Annotated in this window: 13 protein-coding genes; all 13 read left to right on the forward strand. The window is 45.5% G+C overall.

All coding sequences use genetic code 11. The features are described 5' to 3' along the window. The first annotated feature begins 84 nt into the window (after positions 1–84). Positions 85–2,505, forward strand: a complete 2,421-nt coding sequence (locus NE664_10070; protein ID MCQ4726989.1) for an FtsX-like permease family protein — start codon at positions 85–87, stop codon at positions 2,503–2,505. A gap of 110 nt (positions 2,506–2,615) precedes the next feature. Continuing rightward, on the forward strand, positions 2,616–5,273 hold the full coding sequence (locus tag NE664_10075; protein MCQ4726990.1) for an FtsX-like permease family protein: 2,658 nt from the start codon (positions 2,616–2,618) through the stop codon (positions 5,271–5,273). A gap of 129 nt (positions 5,274–5,402) precedes the next feature. Further along, entirely contained in the window at positions 5,403–6,068 is a 666-nt protein-coding gene (locus NE664_10080) for an ABC transporter ATP-binding protein (GenBank protein MCQ4726991.1), read from the forward strand. Between the two features lie 14 nt (positions 6,069–6,082). Then, a complete protein-coding gene (locus NE664_10085; protein ID MCQ4726992.1) occupies positions 6,083–8,467 on the forward strand; it encodes an ABC transporter permease in 2,385 nt (794 codons plus the stop codon). A gap of 77 nt (positions 8,468–8,544) precedes the next feature. Continuing rightward, the gene (locus tag NE664_10090) at positions 8,545–10,929 is read left to right on the forward strand and encodes an ABC transporter permease (protein MCQ4726993.1); all 2,385 of its coding nucleotides are present in this window, start codon (positions 8,545–8,547) and stop codon (positions 10,927–10,929) included. A gap of 132 nt (positions 10,930–11,061) precedes the next feature. After that, the gene (locus tag NE664_10095) at positions 11,062–11,385 is read left to right on the forward strand and encodes a PadR family transcriptional regulator (GenBank protein ID MCQ4726994.1); all 324 of its coding nucleotides are present in this window, start codon (positions 11,062–11,064) and stop codon (positions 11,383–11,385) included. Continuing rightward, entirely contained in the window at positions 11,382–11,969 is a 588-nt protein-coding gene (locus NE664_10100) for a DUF2812 domain-containing protein (protein MCQ4726995.1), read from the forward strand. Before NE664_10095 ends, NE664_10100 begins: the two co-directional genes overlap by 4 nt. Before the next feature lie 12 nt (positions 11,970–11,981). Then, positions 11,982–12,401 (forward strand): nuclear transport factor 2 family protein, encoded by a 420-nt coding sequence (locus NE664_10105; GenBank protein ID MCQ4726996.1) that lies wholly within the window; start codon positions 11,982–11,984, stop codon positions 12,399–12,401. Positions 12,402–12,426: 25 nt separating this feature from the next. Continuing rightward, positions 12,427–12,603, forward strand: coding sequence for a hypothetical protein (locus NE664_10110; GenBank protein ID MCQ4726997.1), 177 nt, complete (start codon positions 12,427–12,429; stop codon positions 12,601–12,603). A 74-nt stretch (positions 12,604–12,677) separates the two neighbouring features. Beyond that, positions 12,678–13,346 (forward strand): response regulator transcription factor, encoded by a 669-nt coding sequence (locus tag NE664_10115; GenBank protein MCQ4726998.1) that lies wholly within the window; start codon positions 12,678–12,680, stop codon positions 13,344–13,346. Further along, positions 13,343–14,356, forward strand: a complete 1,014-nt coding sequence (locus tag NE664_10120) for a sensor histidine kinase (protein MCQ4726999.1) — start codon at positions 13,343–13,345, stop codon at positions 14,354–14,356. The genes NE664_10115 and NE664_10120 overlap by 4 nt, the downstream gene beginning before the upstream one ends. A gap of 101 nt (positions 14,357–14,457) precedes the next feature. Continuing rightward, on the forward strand, positions 14,458–15,225 hold the full coding sequence (locus NE664_10125; GenBank protein ID MCQ4727000.1) for an ABC transporter ATP-binding protein: 768 nt from the start codon (positions 14,458–14,460) through the stop codon (positions 15,223–15,225). Further along, positions 15,215–17,434 carry an ABC transporter permease gene (locus NE664_10130; protein MCQ4727001.1) on the forward strand — a complete coding sequence of 740 codons (2,220 nt, stop codon included), beginning with the start codon at positions 15,215–15,217 and terminating at the stop codon, positions 17,432–17,434. Before NE664_10125 ends, NE664_10130 begins: the two co-directional genes overlap by 11 nt. The last annotated feature ends 5 nt before the right edge of the window (positions 17,435–17,439 follow it).

The raw sequence follows: 17,439 nt of genomic DNA on the forward strand, positions 1-17,439 counted from the left end.
GCAATTCACCCTTAAACTGTTGAGCCTTTGGGATATTTCTGCAACATTTGGGGGTTAAGATGACAGAGAAAGGAGTGAATGACTATGACATTACCATTTGAAAATGATACTAGCCGGATTGTCAAAAAGTATGCCAAGCACAGTATCAGTCAAAGCCGGGTTAAAACATTTTTATCTGTTTTGACCATCGCGTTGGCAGTTGCCTTGCTGTCTGGCTTTGCTTTGTCTGTGATTGGGATGGAAACCGAAGCAAAACGAGAATTGCTTGTGTCAAGTCAGATGTTATATCACAATCTGAACGATGAACAGATGCAGACCCTGCGGCATGATGAAAGAATTTCGGATTCAAAGATATATATGCAGGCGGCCAATACGCAGATTGAAAACTATCTGGTGATCCCTGTCTATATCGAGCAAAATAACAGCCAAATCGTTATGGATGAAATTGTGGAAGGGCAGTATCCCATAGACCTTTATGATGTAGCTGTGGATAAGGCATATTTGGAGCAACTGGGGCTTCCAGCGGAGTTGGGGGCAACAATCACAATCCCGTTTTATGATGGAAATAAGGAAAACTTTACTGTGGTAGGCCTTACAGACAGTGGTTCCACAGAACGGGTCTACTCCCTTTTCTGTTCCAAACAATATACGGAAGCGGGAAGCCAATTCCAGCATTCTGTAACAGCTCTGGCTGTTCAATTTGCTCATGCTGATGAAATGTCCAAGCAGGCATTTGAGGCCATGACCAAGCAGATTGAAGCTGACTATGGTATTCCAGCGCAAAATTCTGATCCGAACGATGGTTTTCTTTCCTCTCTGGAGCCGAATTGGGAAGATATTCAGATTGTTATGATCTTTTCTTTTGCTGTACTTTTTGTTAGTTATTTGGTGATTTACAGTATTTTCTATATTTATGTGCATAATCAGGTGCGGGAATTTGGGCAGTTGCGTACAATGGGAACAACTGCAAAACAGATTAAGAAAATTCTTCGGGTACAAGGTAGGATTTTCTGTATTTATGGTACAGCTTTGGGGCTGGTAATCGGTGGGATTGCAGCCTTTCTGTTCAAGCCAAACGGATGGAGCTGGGGTAATACCGCAATAACCAGTATTGTAATTTTCCTTCTTGTCTATGGCATGGTATGGCTGGCTATGAGCAAGCCTGCAAAAATTGCAGGCAGCATTTCACCGATTGAGGCAGCAAAAAACACCGGATATGAGAGTTTTCCTGCTGTTTCAAAGAAACTGCATCGGAAAATCACCCCTTTTTCACTGGCTATTATGGGAAGTTCTCGTAACCGGAAAAAGTGGATTGTAACTGTTCTTTCGTTAGGTATTGCAGGAATCATGTTTATGGGCGGAACAACACTCCTTTCTTCTCTGGATATGGAGCGCCTTGCAAGACATGGGCTTTTAGAATATGGAGAATTTGAAGTTGAGCTTTCCCGAAATGCGATCAAGAATGACCCGCATGGACAAACTGGAGTCCAGTTAAAGAATCCTTTGAAGGAAGATTTGATACAGACCATTGCGCAGATGGAGGGTGTTGCAGAAGTTTCGGAATATAAAACATTAGAGGCAAAATTTGAATACAACGGAGTGACTAAAAAAGAAAATATTACCCCATTCACACCAGATCAGCAGGCCCTCTTGGAAAAATATTTGGTGACTGGCACGGCTGATTATTCAACTATGTCTGAAAGTCATGAGATTCTGGTGTTGCGAAATGAATATGCAGACTACATCTACGACTGGACATTTCATGTTGGAGATACGGTGAAGTTCCGCTGGTTTGATGGGATACGGGAGCAGGAGACAGAGTTTAGAATTGCTGGAGAAATCAGCGATGGTATCTTTGAAGATGATGGTGGAGGTAAAATTTTTGGAAAAACAGGATTTTTCCTACTGCCAGAAGAACTAATGAATCAAATGATGCCATCTGGCTTTAACTTCAACAGTCAGTTGCTGGTTCGTATGGATGACCTTTCACAAGAGCCAGCCCTTCGGGAAACTATGAATGATCTGCTTGATACCACACCAATGGTAACAATGGAATCTCTCTATGACTACTATCAAGACAGCGAGGCTATGTATCAACGCACCAGCCTTGTGATATGGGGGCTGTGTGGATTTATCATGCTGTTTGCAGTTATCAATCTGGTAAATACACTGATTGCTACGACACTCTCCCGCAAACACGAATTTTCTGTTCTTCGCTCTGTTGGTATGGCCAAAAAGCAGTTAAGGCAGACAGTGCAGTGTGAAGGCATCTTGCTGGCTTTTTGGAACATTTGTATCACTGCCCTGATTGGAACTGCGGTCGGTTATGGGATTATTCGTTATCTGAATTATGTTGGCGACGATACTTGGGTGTGGCATTTCCCGGCAGTACATTTTGCTGGATATATGATAGTGGCAATTTTGCTTCCTGTTTTAATTGCTGCAGCTCTGATCCATCTTTTGGAGAAAAAGTCTATTGTGCAGCAGTTGAGAGAGATAGATTAAGCAATTAGAACTGTCCTAAAATTGAAGCAATTCACCCTTAAACTGTTGAGCCTTTGGGATATTTCTGCAACATTTGGGGGTTAGGATGATAGCGAAAGGAGTGAAGGACTATGACATTACCATTTGAAAATGATACCAGCCGGATTGTAAAGCGGCTGGCGAAACAGAATATGAAAGCAAACCGGCGTACATCCATTTCTATCATGGTAGCCATATTGATCGCATCAACTTTTTTGTGTTCGTTATGCACATTCGTCCAAAGCTATTGGAATCAAAGTGTGCAGCAGGAGATTGCAGCCTACGGTGATTGGGATGCACAGCTTTTGGAGATTCATGCCGGCCAGCTGGATTTGATTCGGAATAACGAAAATATCCAGAGCATCATGGTAAAAGGAGATAATCAGACCGCCTTATTGCCGACTGCATCCGGCCTGCCCTATCTTTTGATCCAAAACTGTGATGGAGCCTATTGGGGCGGTATGCGGGAAAAGAATCTGATCCTGCGCGGACGGGTTCCCCAGGCGCTGGGAGAGATTGTGGTTGGAAAAAGTTTTTTTGAGCAGAATCCATCTGTTGAGATTGGAGATCGGCTGAACCTGGATTTGGGCGAACGAAGGATTGGAAATACAACTGTGGATTTTCTTTCCCCCATTCAAAACGGGGAAGAATTTGTGAAAACAGAAAAAGTGCAGTACACCATCGTTGGTGAGATTGATATGACTGTTTCCAGCGCATACAATGGCTACCCTGCGTATGGGTGGCTGGACACGGCCACATTATCGGAGGACACGGGGATCGTTGCGTATCTTCAAGTGACGCAGCCGCGAAAAGTCTATGAAATCATCCCGCAGATAGCAGAGGACATTGGCTTGCAGCCGGATGAATTTGGTGACTATCCCTTCCGTTACCACACAGCCCTGCTTGGGATGTATGGAATTTATGCGCCGGGACATTTCCTAAGCAGTGACCTTCCCAAACTTGCGCTTGCGCTGGGTTTGGTCATGGCAGCATCTATGGCGGTATTTGCCTATATCATTCGGGGCGCTTTTTCTATTTCTGCGAAACGCAAGGTAAAGGAGCTGGGAATCTTAAAATCCATTGGAATGACGCCCAGGCAGATCCGCATGATGATCGTATATGAGGCGCGCTGGCTGTCTGTGCTTCCCATTCTGGTTTCTGTGGGACTTGGATACCTTTTTTCCTATGGCGTATTGGCAGCATACTCTGACCTGACGCAGGAAGTGACCGGGAGCCGGATAACCGCTTCCTTTTCCCCGTGGGTCGCAGTGGTTTCTGTGATTCTTTCGTTCCTGACGGTTCGCCTGGCTGCTTCTGGTCCTGCCCGGCAGATGGGAAAACTTCGCCCGATTGAAGCGGTCAAAGAAAGCTGGAGCAATCCTTCTTTGAAAAAATCAGCAAAGCATCCGATCCTGAAAAAGTGCTTTGGATTCCTTGGAAATATTTCTGCAAACTCCATGACGGCTAATAAGAGGCTGTTTCGTACCTGTACGGTAACGCTGAGTCTGTGTATGCTTTTGATGTTCAGTTTTCTGGCTGTTTTTTCCGTTTCAGATATTAACAATACAAAAGCAGAACAGGACAGCCACTTTAATGTCAATCTTACCATGGAGTCTGGTCAGAAAATAGAGCCAGCGCTTATGGATGAATTGAAGCAGCTGCCTCATATAGAAGAACAGGCCACCTATACGATGGCGAACTGTGCGATCTGGGTTTCAGAAAGTGAGCTGTCAGAAGAATTTCTTTCCTCTGGAGGATTTGGCACAAAAGCGGCTGGTGAGTATGTAGCAAAGCGCGATGGTCGCTACCGTATCCCATGTGTATTGATTGGTCTGGAACAGGACGCCTATGAAGATTATCTCATGCAGTCAGGGGTGCCTTATTCTGAACAGGGTGCTGCGCTCATTGTCAATTCTGTTGTGAAAAATCCTGACTCCAGAGGTTATGAAGCCAAAAAAGATATGGTTCCATATCTAAAACTCAAAGAAGGTCAGTCTTTAGAAGTAACAGAGAAGTTCCTGGACTCCATTCAGGGGGATTACCGTTTTGATGTGACGGTGTCATCTGCACTTTCTGAAATGCCGGAGATTGGGCGTAATATGGCCTTTTATACATTGCCCATTCTGGTGCCGATGGATCAATACTATGAGATTATCCAGAATTTCGGAGAGGATCGTGCAGTTTACAATTACAGGACTTACATGAATCTTCTCGTGGAAGATGGGCTGGATGCCGAAGTACAGGCGCAGGCAGAGCATATCTGTGGTACTTATCTGGGGACGAGTGATTTCTATACCTCCAGCAAGACTCAGCGCGCTTTGGACAGAGAGCGGCTGACCGATGCGACCATGCTGATCGTTTACAGTTTGACTGCACTATTTGGTATCATTGGAATCTCATCGGCAGCAGTGGCGATTCTGAACAGTCTGTATCAGAGAAGAAAGGAATTTGCCATGCTGCGTTCTGTGGGGCTGGATAGAAAAGGTCTTAATCGTTTGCTGCATATAGAAGGGTTCTTCCTTGGAGGAAAGCCTTTGGTCATTGGATTGCCGATTCTGTTTTTGATCGCCGCAGTTTTGATGTGGATGCAGGATGTGACTTTTATGGAGTTCATTCAGGTATTTCCGTTATTAGGGCTGGCAGCCTATATTGTTCTGGTACTAATGGTCATCAGTGGGATTTACAGAACGGCTTCCAGAAGAATCCGCAGGGATATTATTGTAGAAGTCTTAAAGGATGAAAATGTGTGAGTCTTACTGCAAAATGAATTGTCCTAAAATTGAAGCAATTCACCATAGATTTTCATGCCATTTAGGACAATTCTGCAACGTTTGCCCTTTACCCTATACTCAATAAATTAAGAAAGGCAGGTAACTGTTATGAAAATTTTGCAGACAACTGATCTTAAAAAATACTACGGCACAGAGCCGAACATTACCCGCGCCCTGGATGGCGTGAACTTCTCTGTGGAGGAAGGCGAATTTGTGGCGGTGGTCGGCACTTCCGGCTCCGGTAAGTCCACCCTGCTTCACATGATGGGCGGCCTGGATACCCCCACTTCCGGCAGCGTGATGGTGCGGGATAAGGAGCTGGCGAAGATGAACGATGAGCAGCTTACCATCTTCCGCCGCCGCAATATCGGCTTTATTTTCCAGAACTACAATCTGGTGCCGATCCTAAATGTTCATGAGAACATCGTTTTGCCCGTGGAACTGGATGGGGATACGGTGGATCAGAAATTCATGGCGGATGTGGTGTCCATGCTGGGACTGGAGGATAAGCTGAAGAATATGCCAAACAACCTCTCCGGTGGCCAGCAGCAGCGTGTGGCTATCGCCCGCGCTCTGGTGTCAAAGCCCGCTATCGTCCTTGCCGATGAACCCACCGGAAACCTGGACAGCAGGACCAGCGCCGATGTGCTGGGGCTTTTGCAGAGAACAAGCCGTGAATTTAACCAGACGCTGGTAATGATCACACATAATGATGCCATTGCCCAGCTTGCAGACCGTATCGTGCGGATTGAGGATGGCAAAATCGTTGGATAAAGGAGGTGGCAGACATGACATTGCCTTTTGAAAATGATACAGGGCCGGTTATTAAAAGACTGGCGGTAAGGAGTATTCAGACAGACAAGCGGCGCAACCTGTTTGTGATTGTAACGATTGCTCTGGCGGCTGCCCTGATGGCAGCGATTTTCTGCGCAGGAGCGGGAAGTGACAGAAAACTGGAGGCGGACATTCGGGGACAGTATCAGGCGGTTGTGGTACATTGTGACCGTGATACGATTGAAAAACTGAAAGCCTGCCCGGAAGTGGAACGCTGGGGCCTTTCTCAGAATTATGGTTCCGCCCGCTATGGTGACAGCGTTCTGACTGTGGAGTATGCGGATGCCAACTGGATGGAATTGGGTAAGAAGCCTTCCTTTACTGGGACACTTCCGCAGGCTGCCAATGAAATTCTGGTAGAACGGGCCTTTCTTGATTATTTTGAAATCCCCGCAGAAGTCGGGCAGACCATAGAAGTGAATCTTGGAAACGGAAAGCAGACCTATACCGTCAGCGGTATCATGGATGTGGAGAATGACTCCCGTATGTTCCAGCTTTATGTATCTGAAGCATTTGTGGAGGAGATGGCGCAGGGAGAGCCGCTGTTTGAATTTCGGCTTCGTTATACTGGTGCTGATAGTATGGAACTGGAGCAGCTCAAGGCGGATATTGCAGCATTCCTTTCTGCCAACGATGTCTCAGAGGATCAGATTTTTTACAGTTCCAACTATTTCGATATGCAGGGCTTTAAGTCCGGCGTGATGAAATATTACATTCCCGTGGCAATCCTTTTGCTGGTTGCCTGTGCCGTGGTCATTTACAGTATCTTTTTCATTTCCGTAAAGGGCAAAATGCGGGAATATGGACGCTTGAAAGTGATCGGCACAACACCAAAACAGATCCGGCGGATCGTGCGGCGGGAGGGATTGCTGTTATCTCTTTGCGGTATCCCGCTGGGGCTTTTGGTTGGAGGGGGTATCGGGTTTGCTATTTTCCCGGCACATTGGAGCTGGATGGGCAATCTGCCTTATCTGGCTGCGACCGCAGCAGCCTGCGCCCTGACGGTATTTCTGTCCATTCATGCGCCTGTCCGCATGGCGGCGAGGGTATCCCCAATCGAAGCGGTCCGCTCCAGTGGTTATGAAACGGCAACAGACCGGAAAGATCAGAAAAACCACCGCATTACGCCGTTCTCTATGGCACAGATGAACTTTAGGCGGAGCAGGAAAAAGACGGTCATCACCCTGGTATCTTTGGGATTGACGGGTGTGTTTTTGGTAACAGCCGCTACGGTACTTAACTCCATCAGTCCCGAAAAGATGGCGATAGAAGCCATGGGAGATCACTGTAACTATGAGGTCAGCTGGATGGATTCGGGAGGCGCGGAAGGATTGCCTGCCATCGCACGGGAAAATCCATTGACAGAAGAACTTCGTCAGGAGCTTCTTGCCATAGATGGTGTGGAATCTATCACCAGCCATGAAGTAACATCCGCAACGGTGAAATTTCCTCAGGAAAGTGTTGCATTAAAGTTCCCTGTATTTGACAGAGAGCAGATGGAACAGTGGTTGCCGGAGGAAAATCTGGAACAGGGCAGCGCAGATTATGAGGAGCTTGCCGCAAACAACGGTGTGGTCGTGACTGATTCGGAAGATCATCTTTTAAGTATGTTTTATGGCTATACGCCTGCTGTCGGGGATGTGCTGACCTTTGAATCCATGGACGGTAAGGCCATAGAAGTAACGGTCATGGGGATTGCGAAACCGTCAGTGACATCGGGCACCGGCGCATGGGGACTGTTTACCCTTACAGAAGAACTGGCCGATCAGCTCTACCCGGACATTGAGAACAGGGAGGCTGTTTGGAATGTCCATACATCGGAGGACTCGGATGCGCTCAGGGCGTCTATTTTCAGCCTGCTGGAAAATCCGGTGCTGACGGTCTTTTCCAGAGCAGACCATGCGGCATCCCTGGAATCGCAGCTAAAGATGATGACCCGCGGTGTTTATCTGCTGCTGGCATTCCTGTTTGTGTTCTCCATGGTAAATCTGGTCAACACCCTGATGACCAATCTGCTGGCAAGGCAGCAGGAGCTTGGGATTTTGCAGTCTGTGGGAATGACCGGAAAGCAGGTTTCCCGTATGCTGATCGCAGAATGCCTGTGGTACGCAGGGGTTACGGTATTTTTGTCAGTTGGCATTGGCGGAATCCTGGGCTGGATTTTTGACTATGTGATCAGCAGCTTTAATATTTTCGGGGAACTGTCCTATCAATTCCCTTTGATGGAAACGGTTGTTTTTGTTCTGGCACTTTTGTTCGTGACCGGAATCTTCTCTGTGGTTGCTGTCCGTTACTCTAAACGGCTTTCCCTTGTGGAGCGGATCAAGACCATGGACTAACCAGAGGCGGCGGCTTCCGATATGAAGCCGCCGCTTTGTTGACAGCAGGAATATAAGACTTAAAGGAGATGATCAAAATGACAGTACCATTTGAGAATGATACAGGAAATATTGTCAGGAAACTGGCAAGAAAAAGTTTGAAAAGTGAGAAGCGTCGGAATCTCATGGTGGTGATCGCCGTTGCGCTGGCATCCTGTCTGATTTGTTTTTCGATTGTGATGGCTTTGTCTACCCGGCAGATAGAGAAAAATCATGTGGAGGATACCTATGAGGCGGTCTATACCAGGATTACCGAAGAAGATGTGTCCACCCTGAAGGGGCTGGATGACTTCTCAAGGGTAGGAGAGTATTATATGCTGGCTGTGGAACCTGCGGAGCAGGGATACAATGCCTCCTATATTTATTGTGATGAGGAAACGATGTATATTGCCCGTGACCAGATGAGGTTGCTGGAAGGCCGACTGCCCCAAAAGGAGGATGAGGTGGTGGTGAGCCGTTATTTCCTTTCCAACTATGGTGCAGACGCCGGGATAGGTGAAAAGGTTATGCTAAGCAGCGAGAGCTTTCACGGAGAATACACGGTGACTGGCATTATGGAAGGCTATAAGGAAAAAGAGGTAAATGGCACATCCATCCTTCTTTCCAAAGAAGCCCTGAAGGGATGGAGCGGCTACGACCCCGCTGATTATCGTGCCTATGTGCATTTTAAGAATGAGCAGCAGATGGATGAAACAGAGCTGACTGCCCGTAGCCGGGAGATTGCCAAGGAATATCAGCTGGAAATGCCGGTCATGAACCTCAGCTATATGAAATTCTATAAGCAGCCGGTGAATGTCAGTATGCTTGCGCTGGTTGCCGGAATCGCAGTCCTGGTCATCATCGGAGGGTATGTTGTGATACAAAGTATCTTCCGAATCTCGATCAATGACAAAATCCAAAGCTATGGACAGCTGCGGACCATCGGCACAACGCCAAAGCAGATCCGGAGTATTGTCAAAAAGGAAGGCCGTTTCTTAGGATGGGCTGGTATCGGAATCGGTATTTTGCTGGGATGTGCAGCCGGGTTTGCGCTGTTTTCCCGTGGGTTTCATCTGCCGTTTTATGCTGCTGCGGTTGTTTTGACTGCGCTGCTTGGCAGGTTTATGGTATCCATTGCGATCCGCAGACCGGTAAAGATTGCCGCCGGTATCTCTCCGATTGAAGCGGTCCGCTTTACCGGCAGTCAGAGCGGAAAGGCCCACACCCATAAGAAGAATATGCGGTTAAATCCCCTCTCCATGGGAATTGCAAATTTCAGGCGTGACCGTAAAAAGACCATCAGTATCGTGGCTTCCCTGAGTCTGGGCGGGATAATCCTTTTGGTGACAGCCTCTGTTCTTCTGGTTCGTTCGCCGGAGCGGATCGCAAGGCAGTTTTTCCCGGATGGGGATTATAAAATCTATATGAACTCTGAAAAAACAGAATATGAGGTAATGTCGGAGGGAAATCCTTTGAATGAAGCGCTTCGGCAGGAGGTGCTGGCTGTGGACGGCGTGACAGATGTGATCGAGAATCGTCAGGCGGTTCATGTGCGGTTTGAGAATGAGGAGAGTTCTTCCGGCGGAATGTGCGATCTGTTGAGTGATAGAAACAGGGATCAGATGGAAGCGGCGCTTGTGTCCGGAACTTTACCTCAAGATTCCCATAGTATTGCACTGGATATGGAATATGCAGAAGATATGATTGGTGTAGATGTGGGGTCAGTTATAAAACTTACCATAGGGGATCAAGAGATTCCTGTCACTGTTTCCGGTCTGTTCCTAAACGACGGGCTTAAAAATGGTCATGGTCCTCTGGCATTGGACAGCACCTGCATGGTTGCAACCAAAGAGCTGTTTCAGGAAGCAATGCCCATGATCGATTGCTTTGATTATTCTTGGAGCATTGTCAGTGATCCCCAAAAGGCAGAGCAGATTGAAAACAGTCTGAGCGCGATCATTTCTTCTGATCCCGACCTTGCACTGGACACCATTGGGATACATAAGGATTATGAGGAAATGGAAAACAGGGTCGTTTTTGGAGGGCTTCAGGCACTGTCCTGGCTGGTATTCCTCTTTGGCGTGGTCAATCTCATCAACACCACCCTCTCCAATCAGATGTCCAGAAAGAGGGAAAACAGCGTCTTTCGCGCCATCGGTCTGACCAGAAAACAGCTTTGTCAAATGACCATTTATGAAGGGATCTGCTATGCGTTTTTTGCTGCATTGGCAACCCTGGCAGCGGGCCTCCCGATTGCAGTGATTGCTGCCCGGAAATTCAGTGAAATGACTTTCCATGGAGTCATCATGCCATATTCCTTCCCCTTCCTGCAAATGGGTCTGTTCGTTCTGGTGCTGTTTGGTCTGGAGGTTATTCTGTCCTTCTGGACAATGCGCAGGCAGAAAAATCAATCGCTTGTGGAAGAAATGCGAGCGATGGAATAAGCATATAGGATCGGCGGGGCGGCGTGTGCTGCCCCGCTTTTTAAGTTTGCTGTTATATTTTGGATCGTTATTGACTTCTATTACGGTTAGTGATATATTTATTACAGTAACCGTAATAAGGAGGCAGGTGTTATGCGAGACAATGCGAAAGGTGGTGCGCTCACAGAGGTGACATTCTTTATTTTGCTCTCCCTTTATACCCCGAAACATGGATATGCTGTCATGCAATTTATTGAAGATAGTACAAAAGGGCGGCTCACGCTGGGGGCAGGTACTTTATATGGTGCGTTGAACTCGTTGCAGGAAAAAGGCTGGATTGCACCTTTTGGAGATAGTGCGGGACGGAAAAAAGAATATCTCATCACAACACAAGGAAAAGAAATTGCAGAAAAGGAACTTATAAGGCTCAATGAACTTGTAGGAGTGGCCAATGGAATTATTGGAGGTGCAGTATGAGCAAAAAGTGTTATCGTTTCTTTGGCGGTTTGTTGACTGCCCAGGAACATTGGTTGAATAAAATGTCTGAAAAGGGCTATCGTCTGATTCGGACGGAAAAAATGTTGTATGAATTTGAGGCGTGTAAACCGGATCAGGTAAAATACTGCGTGGAGTTTATCGGGCAAAAATCGAAAGCCAACGCGTCCGATTATCATGAGTTTTTAGAGGGGATGGGTTACAAAGTATTTTATAAAAACATCAACCTGAACTACTCTGTTGGTAAAGTACGCCTACGGCCATGGGCTGAAAAAGGCGGACGCATAGCAACAAATGTCACCACCTTTAATCGGGAATTGTTGATTGTAGAAAAAGATAATGACGGTAAGCCATTTGAACTTCATACTTCTTATGAGGACAAGGAAAACTATTACAGAAATCTGCGTAATCCGTGGCTGCTGATCCTGCTTATGTTCGCAATATTTGCGGTTGCAAAATGTTCGGTAGTTTTTGGTGTGCTTGCCTTGGTTTCTCTGATTCCTGTTCTCGTATATCAAACCCAGGTTATGCAGAACAAACGCGAAGGTAAGACAAAAGAATGGTGAGGTGTTCATATCATGAATGAACGAGAAAAAACAATCCGACTATGGTTTGATATGTGGCTCAATCAGCAGGATATGGGCATTGATGATATTTTTACAGAAGATGTAATCTATACAGAAAGCTGGAGTCCCCAGTATAACAACCGAAAAACAGTAAAGCATTGGTTTCAGGAATGGAATACCCGTGGCAAGGTAGTTATTTGGGAAATCAAGCAATTTTTTCATAAGGGAGATCAAACGATTGTAGAGTGGTATTTCAAAAATGAAATGAACAATGGAAGTATAGAGGAATTTGACGGCATTTCTTTGGTTGAATGGACAGAGGACAATAAAATAAAGGCATTAAAAGAATTTGGGTGTAATCGCAATACCTATAATCCATACCAGGAAGGCGATACCCCTCAATTCAAAGCAGAAAAAGCGAATTGGTTTTGAATTGAGTGCTTATGGAGGTAAAAATATGATGTATCGGACAGAATTAGTAGAAGGAATTACCGTGGAAAATGTAACAGAGAAAATCAATGCAAAAATAGAAGAAATGGAAAAGGAAAGCTATCGACTTGTTACGATGTCTTTTTGGGGAACCGAAAGAGCTGTACTGGTTTTCAAAAAAGGGTTAAAGGGTAGTTTGCTTTAACATATATACTTGACTTATTCGAATATCAATGGGAGAATGAGCAACTGCATATCGCATTTTTTACGGAGGCTGATATGAAAGAAAAAATATTGATAATAGAAGATGATCCGTTGATACGGAATGAATTGAAAACGCTGCTGCAAAGCAATGGCTATGAAACGGTGGCTCCGGAGAATTTTTCTGATGCGATCGACCGTATCAAAGCTGAACAGCCACATTTGATTTTGCTGGACATCAAACTGCCGGGAACCAGTGGCTTTTCTCTCTGCACCGAGGTTCGCACATTTTCTGAAGTGCCAATCATCTTTGTGACAAGCTGCAACACGGATATGGACGAACTGAATAGCATCATGCTGGGCGGAGACGCTTTTATTACGAAGCCCTATAACACAGCGATCCTGCTTGCGAAAATTGCTTCTCTGCTGAAGAAAGCCTATCCCGCACAGCAAAGGGAACAGATCGTCTATGGAGATACAGTGCTGCATCTGGAATCCAGCAGTCTGGACTATCATGGACAGAGCGTAGAGCTTACCAAGAACGAATTGAAAATTCTCTATTACCTTTTCAAGAACGGAGGAAAAATCTGTTCTCGCGGAGATATTGTTGAGTATTTGTGGGACAATCAGTTGTATGTGGATGATAATGCTTTGAGTGTCAATATTAACCGCATACGGGAAAAATTGGCGAGCATTGGTTTGACGGATTTTATCAAGACAAAGCACCGACAGGGGTACACGATATGAACAGCAGACGATATTGGAAAAACAGGCTGCCATTTCTGCTGACAAACCTTGTTTGTATGGCTGCGCTCACTGTATTTCTGCTGGTGTGCGGCAATTCGGTTTCCGCAGTAGTATTGATCCTGATCGTATGGGCATTGATTTTGCTGATGGGACTTATCCTCACTTACTGGAAACGGAAACGGCAGATGAAAAAACTTCTGGATATGGCGGAGCAGCTTTCCGAAAGATACCTCATTTCCGAAGTGATGGAGCTACCAGAACAGGCCGAGGACCAGGTTTACTATCAGCTTTTGAAAATGGCCGGAAAATCCATGTTGGAGCAGATTGGAGAGATCGAGCGGGAACGCCTGGAGTACAAGGAATACATTGAACAATGGATTCACGAAATCAAAACGCCCATTACTGCCATGAAACTCCTATGTGAAAATCATCGGATGGACTGGACAAAAGAACTTCTGCTGGAGCTGGAAAAGACCAACCGCTTTACCGAACAGGCTCTTTATTACGCCCGCAGCGAACATACAGAGAAAGATTATTCTGTACGGGAAATGGCGCTGTCCCAAGTGGTGCATGGGGCGATTGCAGATAATAAATATCTGCTGCTCCAAAGTGGTATGCGTCTGGAAGTGGAGGAAATGCAGGATACGGTTTATTCAGATGAAAAGTGGGTGCGTTTTATCCTAAATCAACTGATTGCCAATGCGGTCAAGTATCGTACGGAACAGCCGGTTCTCCGCATTTCCACCCATAAACGGCAGGATCAGGTTGTCCTTGTCGTGGAGGATAATGGAATCGGAATTGCTGCGTCCGATCTGCCCCGTATTTTTGAAAAGGGATTTACAGGCCAGAACGGTCGCAAGATTCAGCAATCCACAGGAATTGGTCTGTATCTGTGCAAACGGCTTTGTGAAAAGCTGGGCATTGGCATTGCGGCGGAATCGTCGGAACATGGCACAGCCGTTTCCCTTTCTTTTCACATCAACTGTCTGATTCATGAAGTGCAGGACTGAAAAGCGTTCTGCACTTCTTACATTTTTGTTAGAACTTTGTAAGAAAACTTGATACAAACGAAGCCGCTCTTATTTTACAATAGAGATCAGAGGTGATAACAATGAAAGAAATTTTGAAACTGGATCATATCCAAAAATATTACGGAAATGGCGGGAATGTTACAAAAGCAATTCAGGACATCAGCTTTTCCGTTCAAGAGGGAGAATTTGTAGGAATCATGGGAGCATCCGGTTCCGGCAAGACCACCCTGCTCAACTGTATTTCCACCATTGATACCGTCAGTGCGGGACATATCTATCTGGATGGAACCGATGTGACGGAAATCAATGAAAAACAAATTGCCCGGTTTCGCCGGGAAAATCTTGGATTTGTGTTCCAGGATTTTAACCTGCTGGACACGCTGACCATTTCGGAAAACATAGCCCTGGCGCTGACCATCAACAAGGTTCCCGCAGGCGAGATTGATGGGCGGGTGCGGGAAATGGCCGGAAAGCTGAATATCACGGATATTCTGGATAAGTACCCCTATCAGGTGTCCGGCGGCCAGAAGCAGCGGTGCGCCTGTGCCAGAGCCATTATCAACCAGCCTAAGCTGATTTTGGCGGATGAACCCACCGGTGCGTTAGACAGTCACTCGTCCCAGATGCTGCTCTCGACGATCCAGAGTATCAACGAAGATCTCGGAGCCACGATCCTGATGGTGACACACGATGCTTTCTCGGCAAGCTATGCCAATCGTATTCTCTTTATGAGGGACGGGGCAATCTTTATGGAAATCCGTAAGGGTGGTGATTCCCGCAGGACTTTCTTTGAAAAAATCCTGGATGTCCTCACCATGATGGGAGGGGGCATGAGCGATGTACGCTAAATTGATTTTTAGAAATGCGAAACGCTCTGCAAAGGACTATCTAATCTATATTGTTACCTTGACGATCTGCGTTACTTTGTTTTATGCGTTTCTATCTATATCGAGCAGCTACTACCAGCCAGATATTGGAACTGCTTATGAAATTACAGCGTTTAGTGATGGTATCAAATTGGCGGTCTGTGCGATCACGCTGTTGTTATTGTTCCTGATACGCTATGTAAACAGCTATATGCTGCGGCGCAAGCAAAAGGAATTTGCCGTACAATCTATTATGGGGATGGAGCAAAAAACAATCGGCTGGCTCTTTTTTGCAGAAACTTTTTTGATGGGGGCTATATCTATTGCTCTTGGTATTGCTCTTGGTGTGTTGTGTTCGCAATTTATGTCCGCTATGCTGCTCGCTTCCTATGGTCATAGTTATGAGCTGACATGGACACTGTTCCCCGATACCGTTCTTTGGACAGTCGGCTTTTTCACAATCAGTTTTTTCGTGGTTGGACTGTTCAATGTCCGTACTATTCGTAAGATCAAGATTATTGATATGCTGTCTGCGGACAGACAAAATGAACCTGATTTGAAGAAGAACCGGTTTATACCGACAATCCTTGTGATCTACTTGGTGCTTTCTATATGGATGTTGGAAACAGGGATTCAAAAGATGATCTTTTTCTTTGATCCACGATTTGCTTTTCCTCTCCACATCTTGTTTTGGGGAAATATCATTTTTCCGGCGCTCACCCTGCTGTGGTCGTTCGTTTGGCTACTCAAAAAGAAAGTATGGACATTGCAAACTTTGCTTATCGGTCTCTTAGCCTGCACAGTTCCAAATACTGTACTTGCAGCTCTCGTACCGGTTTTTGAAAGCAAGTATTATCTAACTCTGGGCGCTGGTACGATCAATCAATATTTGCTGTTCGTTGTTGCAGATTTACTTTTTTTGATATGCGGAATTATTTATCTGTCCAGCAGCGCGATTGTTGCATGGAAAAGCAAATCCCCTGCACACAGGTATCAAGGTAATAACCTGTTTTTCTTTGGACAGATCATATCCAAGCTCACAACAACGACAAAAACAATGACCTTGATTTGCATTACGCTGACAATAGCCATTCTTATGTTCATTATCGCACCAGTACTGACAGAATGGAGTACGGGGTATTTGGATAGTCGCTCCATGTATGATGTTCAGATCAATTCCCGATATAATGATGTGTACGAAAAAAAGGATTTGCCAACAGGCGATTATGAAGCGGTCACAGATTTTTTGACGGAAGAAGGAATTGCGGTAAGCGCAGACTGTGCCTTTAGCCTTTATCTTCCAAATTGTGAAGATTTTCATGACCGTGTAAAACATGAATTTCCTGTGGTTGCTATTTCTCTTAGCGATTATAATGCTATCAGGGAAATGCTGGGATATGAGGCTATTACGCTTGAAGAAAATGAGTTTACGACCCAATGGCATACAACTGCAACAACGGATGAACAAGAAGAATTTATACGCAGTCATGCAGTGGTAGATACCGATGTAGGAAGGTTAACGCTTTCTGAACAGGCCAGTTATCAAGAGGCAATGGGCGAAACCTTATACAATTCCTATACACAAGTTGTATATGTATTTCCAGATAGTGTTTGTCAAAACCTTCTTTCTGTCAAGCGGAACCGTTATATCCAGACATCAAAAGAACTTTCCTACTCAGATGCAGCGGCCTTAGAAAACAGGTTTATAAAGGTCTATCCAGAACTTTCGGAAAAGGGTGTTGGGTATTCCATTCGATTGAGTACGCTGCAAATCAATGAAACAAAGGGTATGAACTTCATTCTAAAGACAGCGATGATTTATGGCGCTGTGGTTTTAATGGTAATGTGCCTCACAATACTTTCTTTGCAGCAACTCTTAGATGCAGGAAAATATAAATATCGTTTTGGAGTTTTGCGTAAATTGGGGACAGAGGAATCCGATATAAAGAAATTGATGCGAAAACAGCTTAGAGTGTGGTTTGGTTTACCGATTACAGTAGCGGTTATTGTATCCTTCGTTGTGGTAGCTTATTTTATTCAATCTGTCTCAAATGAGATCGCTTCTTATATTGGATTTGATAAATTGCTCCTGCAAGTGGGCATTACGGTCGCTGTACTTATTTTGCTTTTGGTTTGCTATTATATCAGCACATGGATATTATTCAGCAAATCCACATCCAATTCAGATTGAGGGGG

It is taken from the genome of Anaerotignum faecicola (genome assembly GCA_024460105.1).
Lineage (GTDB): Bacteria > Bacillota > Clostridia > Lachnospirales > Anaerotignaceae > JANFXS01.

Excerpts from the sequence above, each read along its gene's own strand:
- NE664_10120 (MCQ4726999.1), top strand. The coding sequence starts at position 13,343 with ATGAACAGCAGACGATATTGGAAAAACAGGCTGCCATTTCTGCTGACA.
- NE664_10100 (MCQ4726995.1), top strand. The coding sequence starts at position 11,382 with ATGAGCAAAAAGTGTTATCGTTTCTTTGGCGGTTTGTTGACTGCCCAG.
- NE664_10125 (MCQ4727000.1), top strand. The coding sequence starts at position 14,458 with ATGAAAGAAATTTTGAAACTGGATCATATCCAAAAATATTACGGAAAT.
- NE664_10095 (MCQ4726994.1), top strand. The coding sequence starts at position 11,062 with ATGCGAGACAATGCGAAAGGTGGTGCGCTCACAGAGGTGACATTCTTT.
- NE664_10105 (MCQ4726996.1), top strand. The coding sequence starts at position 11,982 with ATGAATGAACGAGAAAAAACAATCCGACTATGGTTTGATATGTGGCTC.
- NE664_10115 (MCQ4726998.1), top strand. The coding sequence starts at position 12,678 with ATGAAAGAAAAAATATTGATAATAGAAGATGATCCGTTGATACGGAAT.
- NE664_10130 (MCQ4727001.1), top strand. The coding sequence starts at position 15,215 with ATGTACGCTAAATTGATTTTTAGAAATGCGAAACGCTCTGCAAAGGAC.
- NE664_10110 (MCQ4726997.1), top strand. The coding sequence starts at position 12,427 with ATGATGTATCGGACAGAATTAGTAGAAGGAATTACCGTGGAAAATGTA.
- NE664_10085 (MCQ4726992.1), top strand. The coding sequence starts at position 6,083 with ATGACATTGCCTTTTGAAAATGATACAGGGCCGGTTATTAAAAGACTG.
- NE664_10070 (MCQ4726989.1), top strand. The coding sequence starts at position 85 with ATGACATTACCATTTGAAAATGATACTAGCCGGATTGTCAAAAAGTAT.
- NE664_10075 (MCQ4726990.1), top strand. The coding sequence starts at position 2,616 with ATGACATTACCATTTGAAAATGATACCAGCCGGATTGTAAAGCGGCTG.
- NE664_10080 (MCQ4726991.1), top strand. The coding sequence starts at position 5,403 with ATGAAAATTTTGCAGACAACTGATCTTAAAAAATACTACGGCACAGAG.
- NE664_10090 (MCQ4726993.1), top strand. The coding sequence starts at position 8,545 with ATGACAGTACCATTTGAGAATGATACAGGAAATATTGTCAGGAAACTG.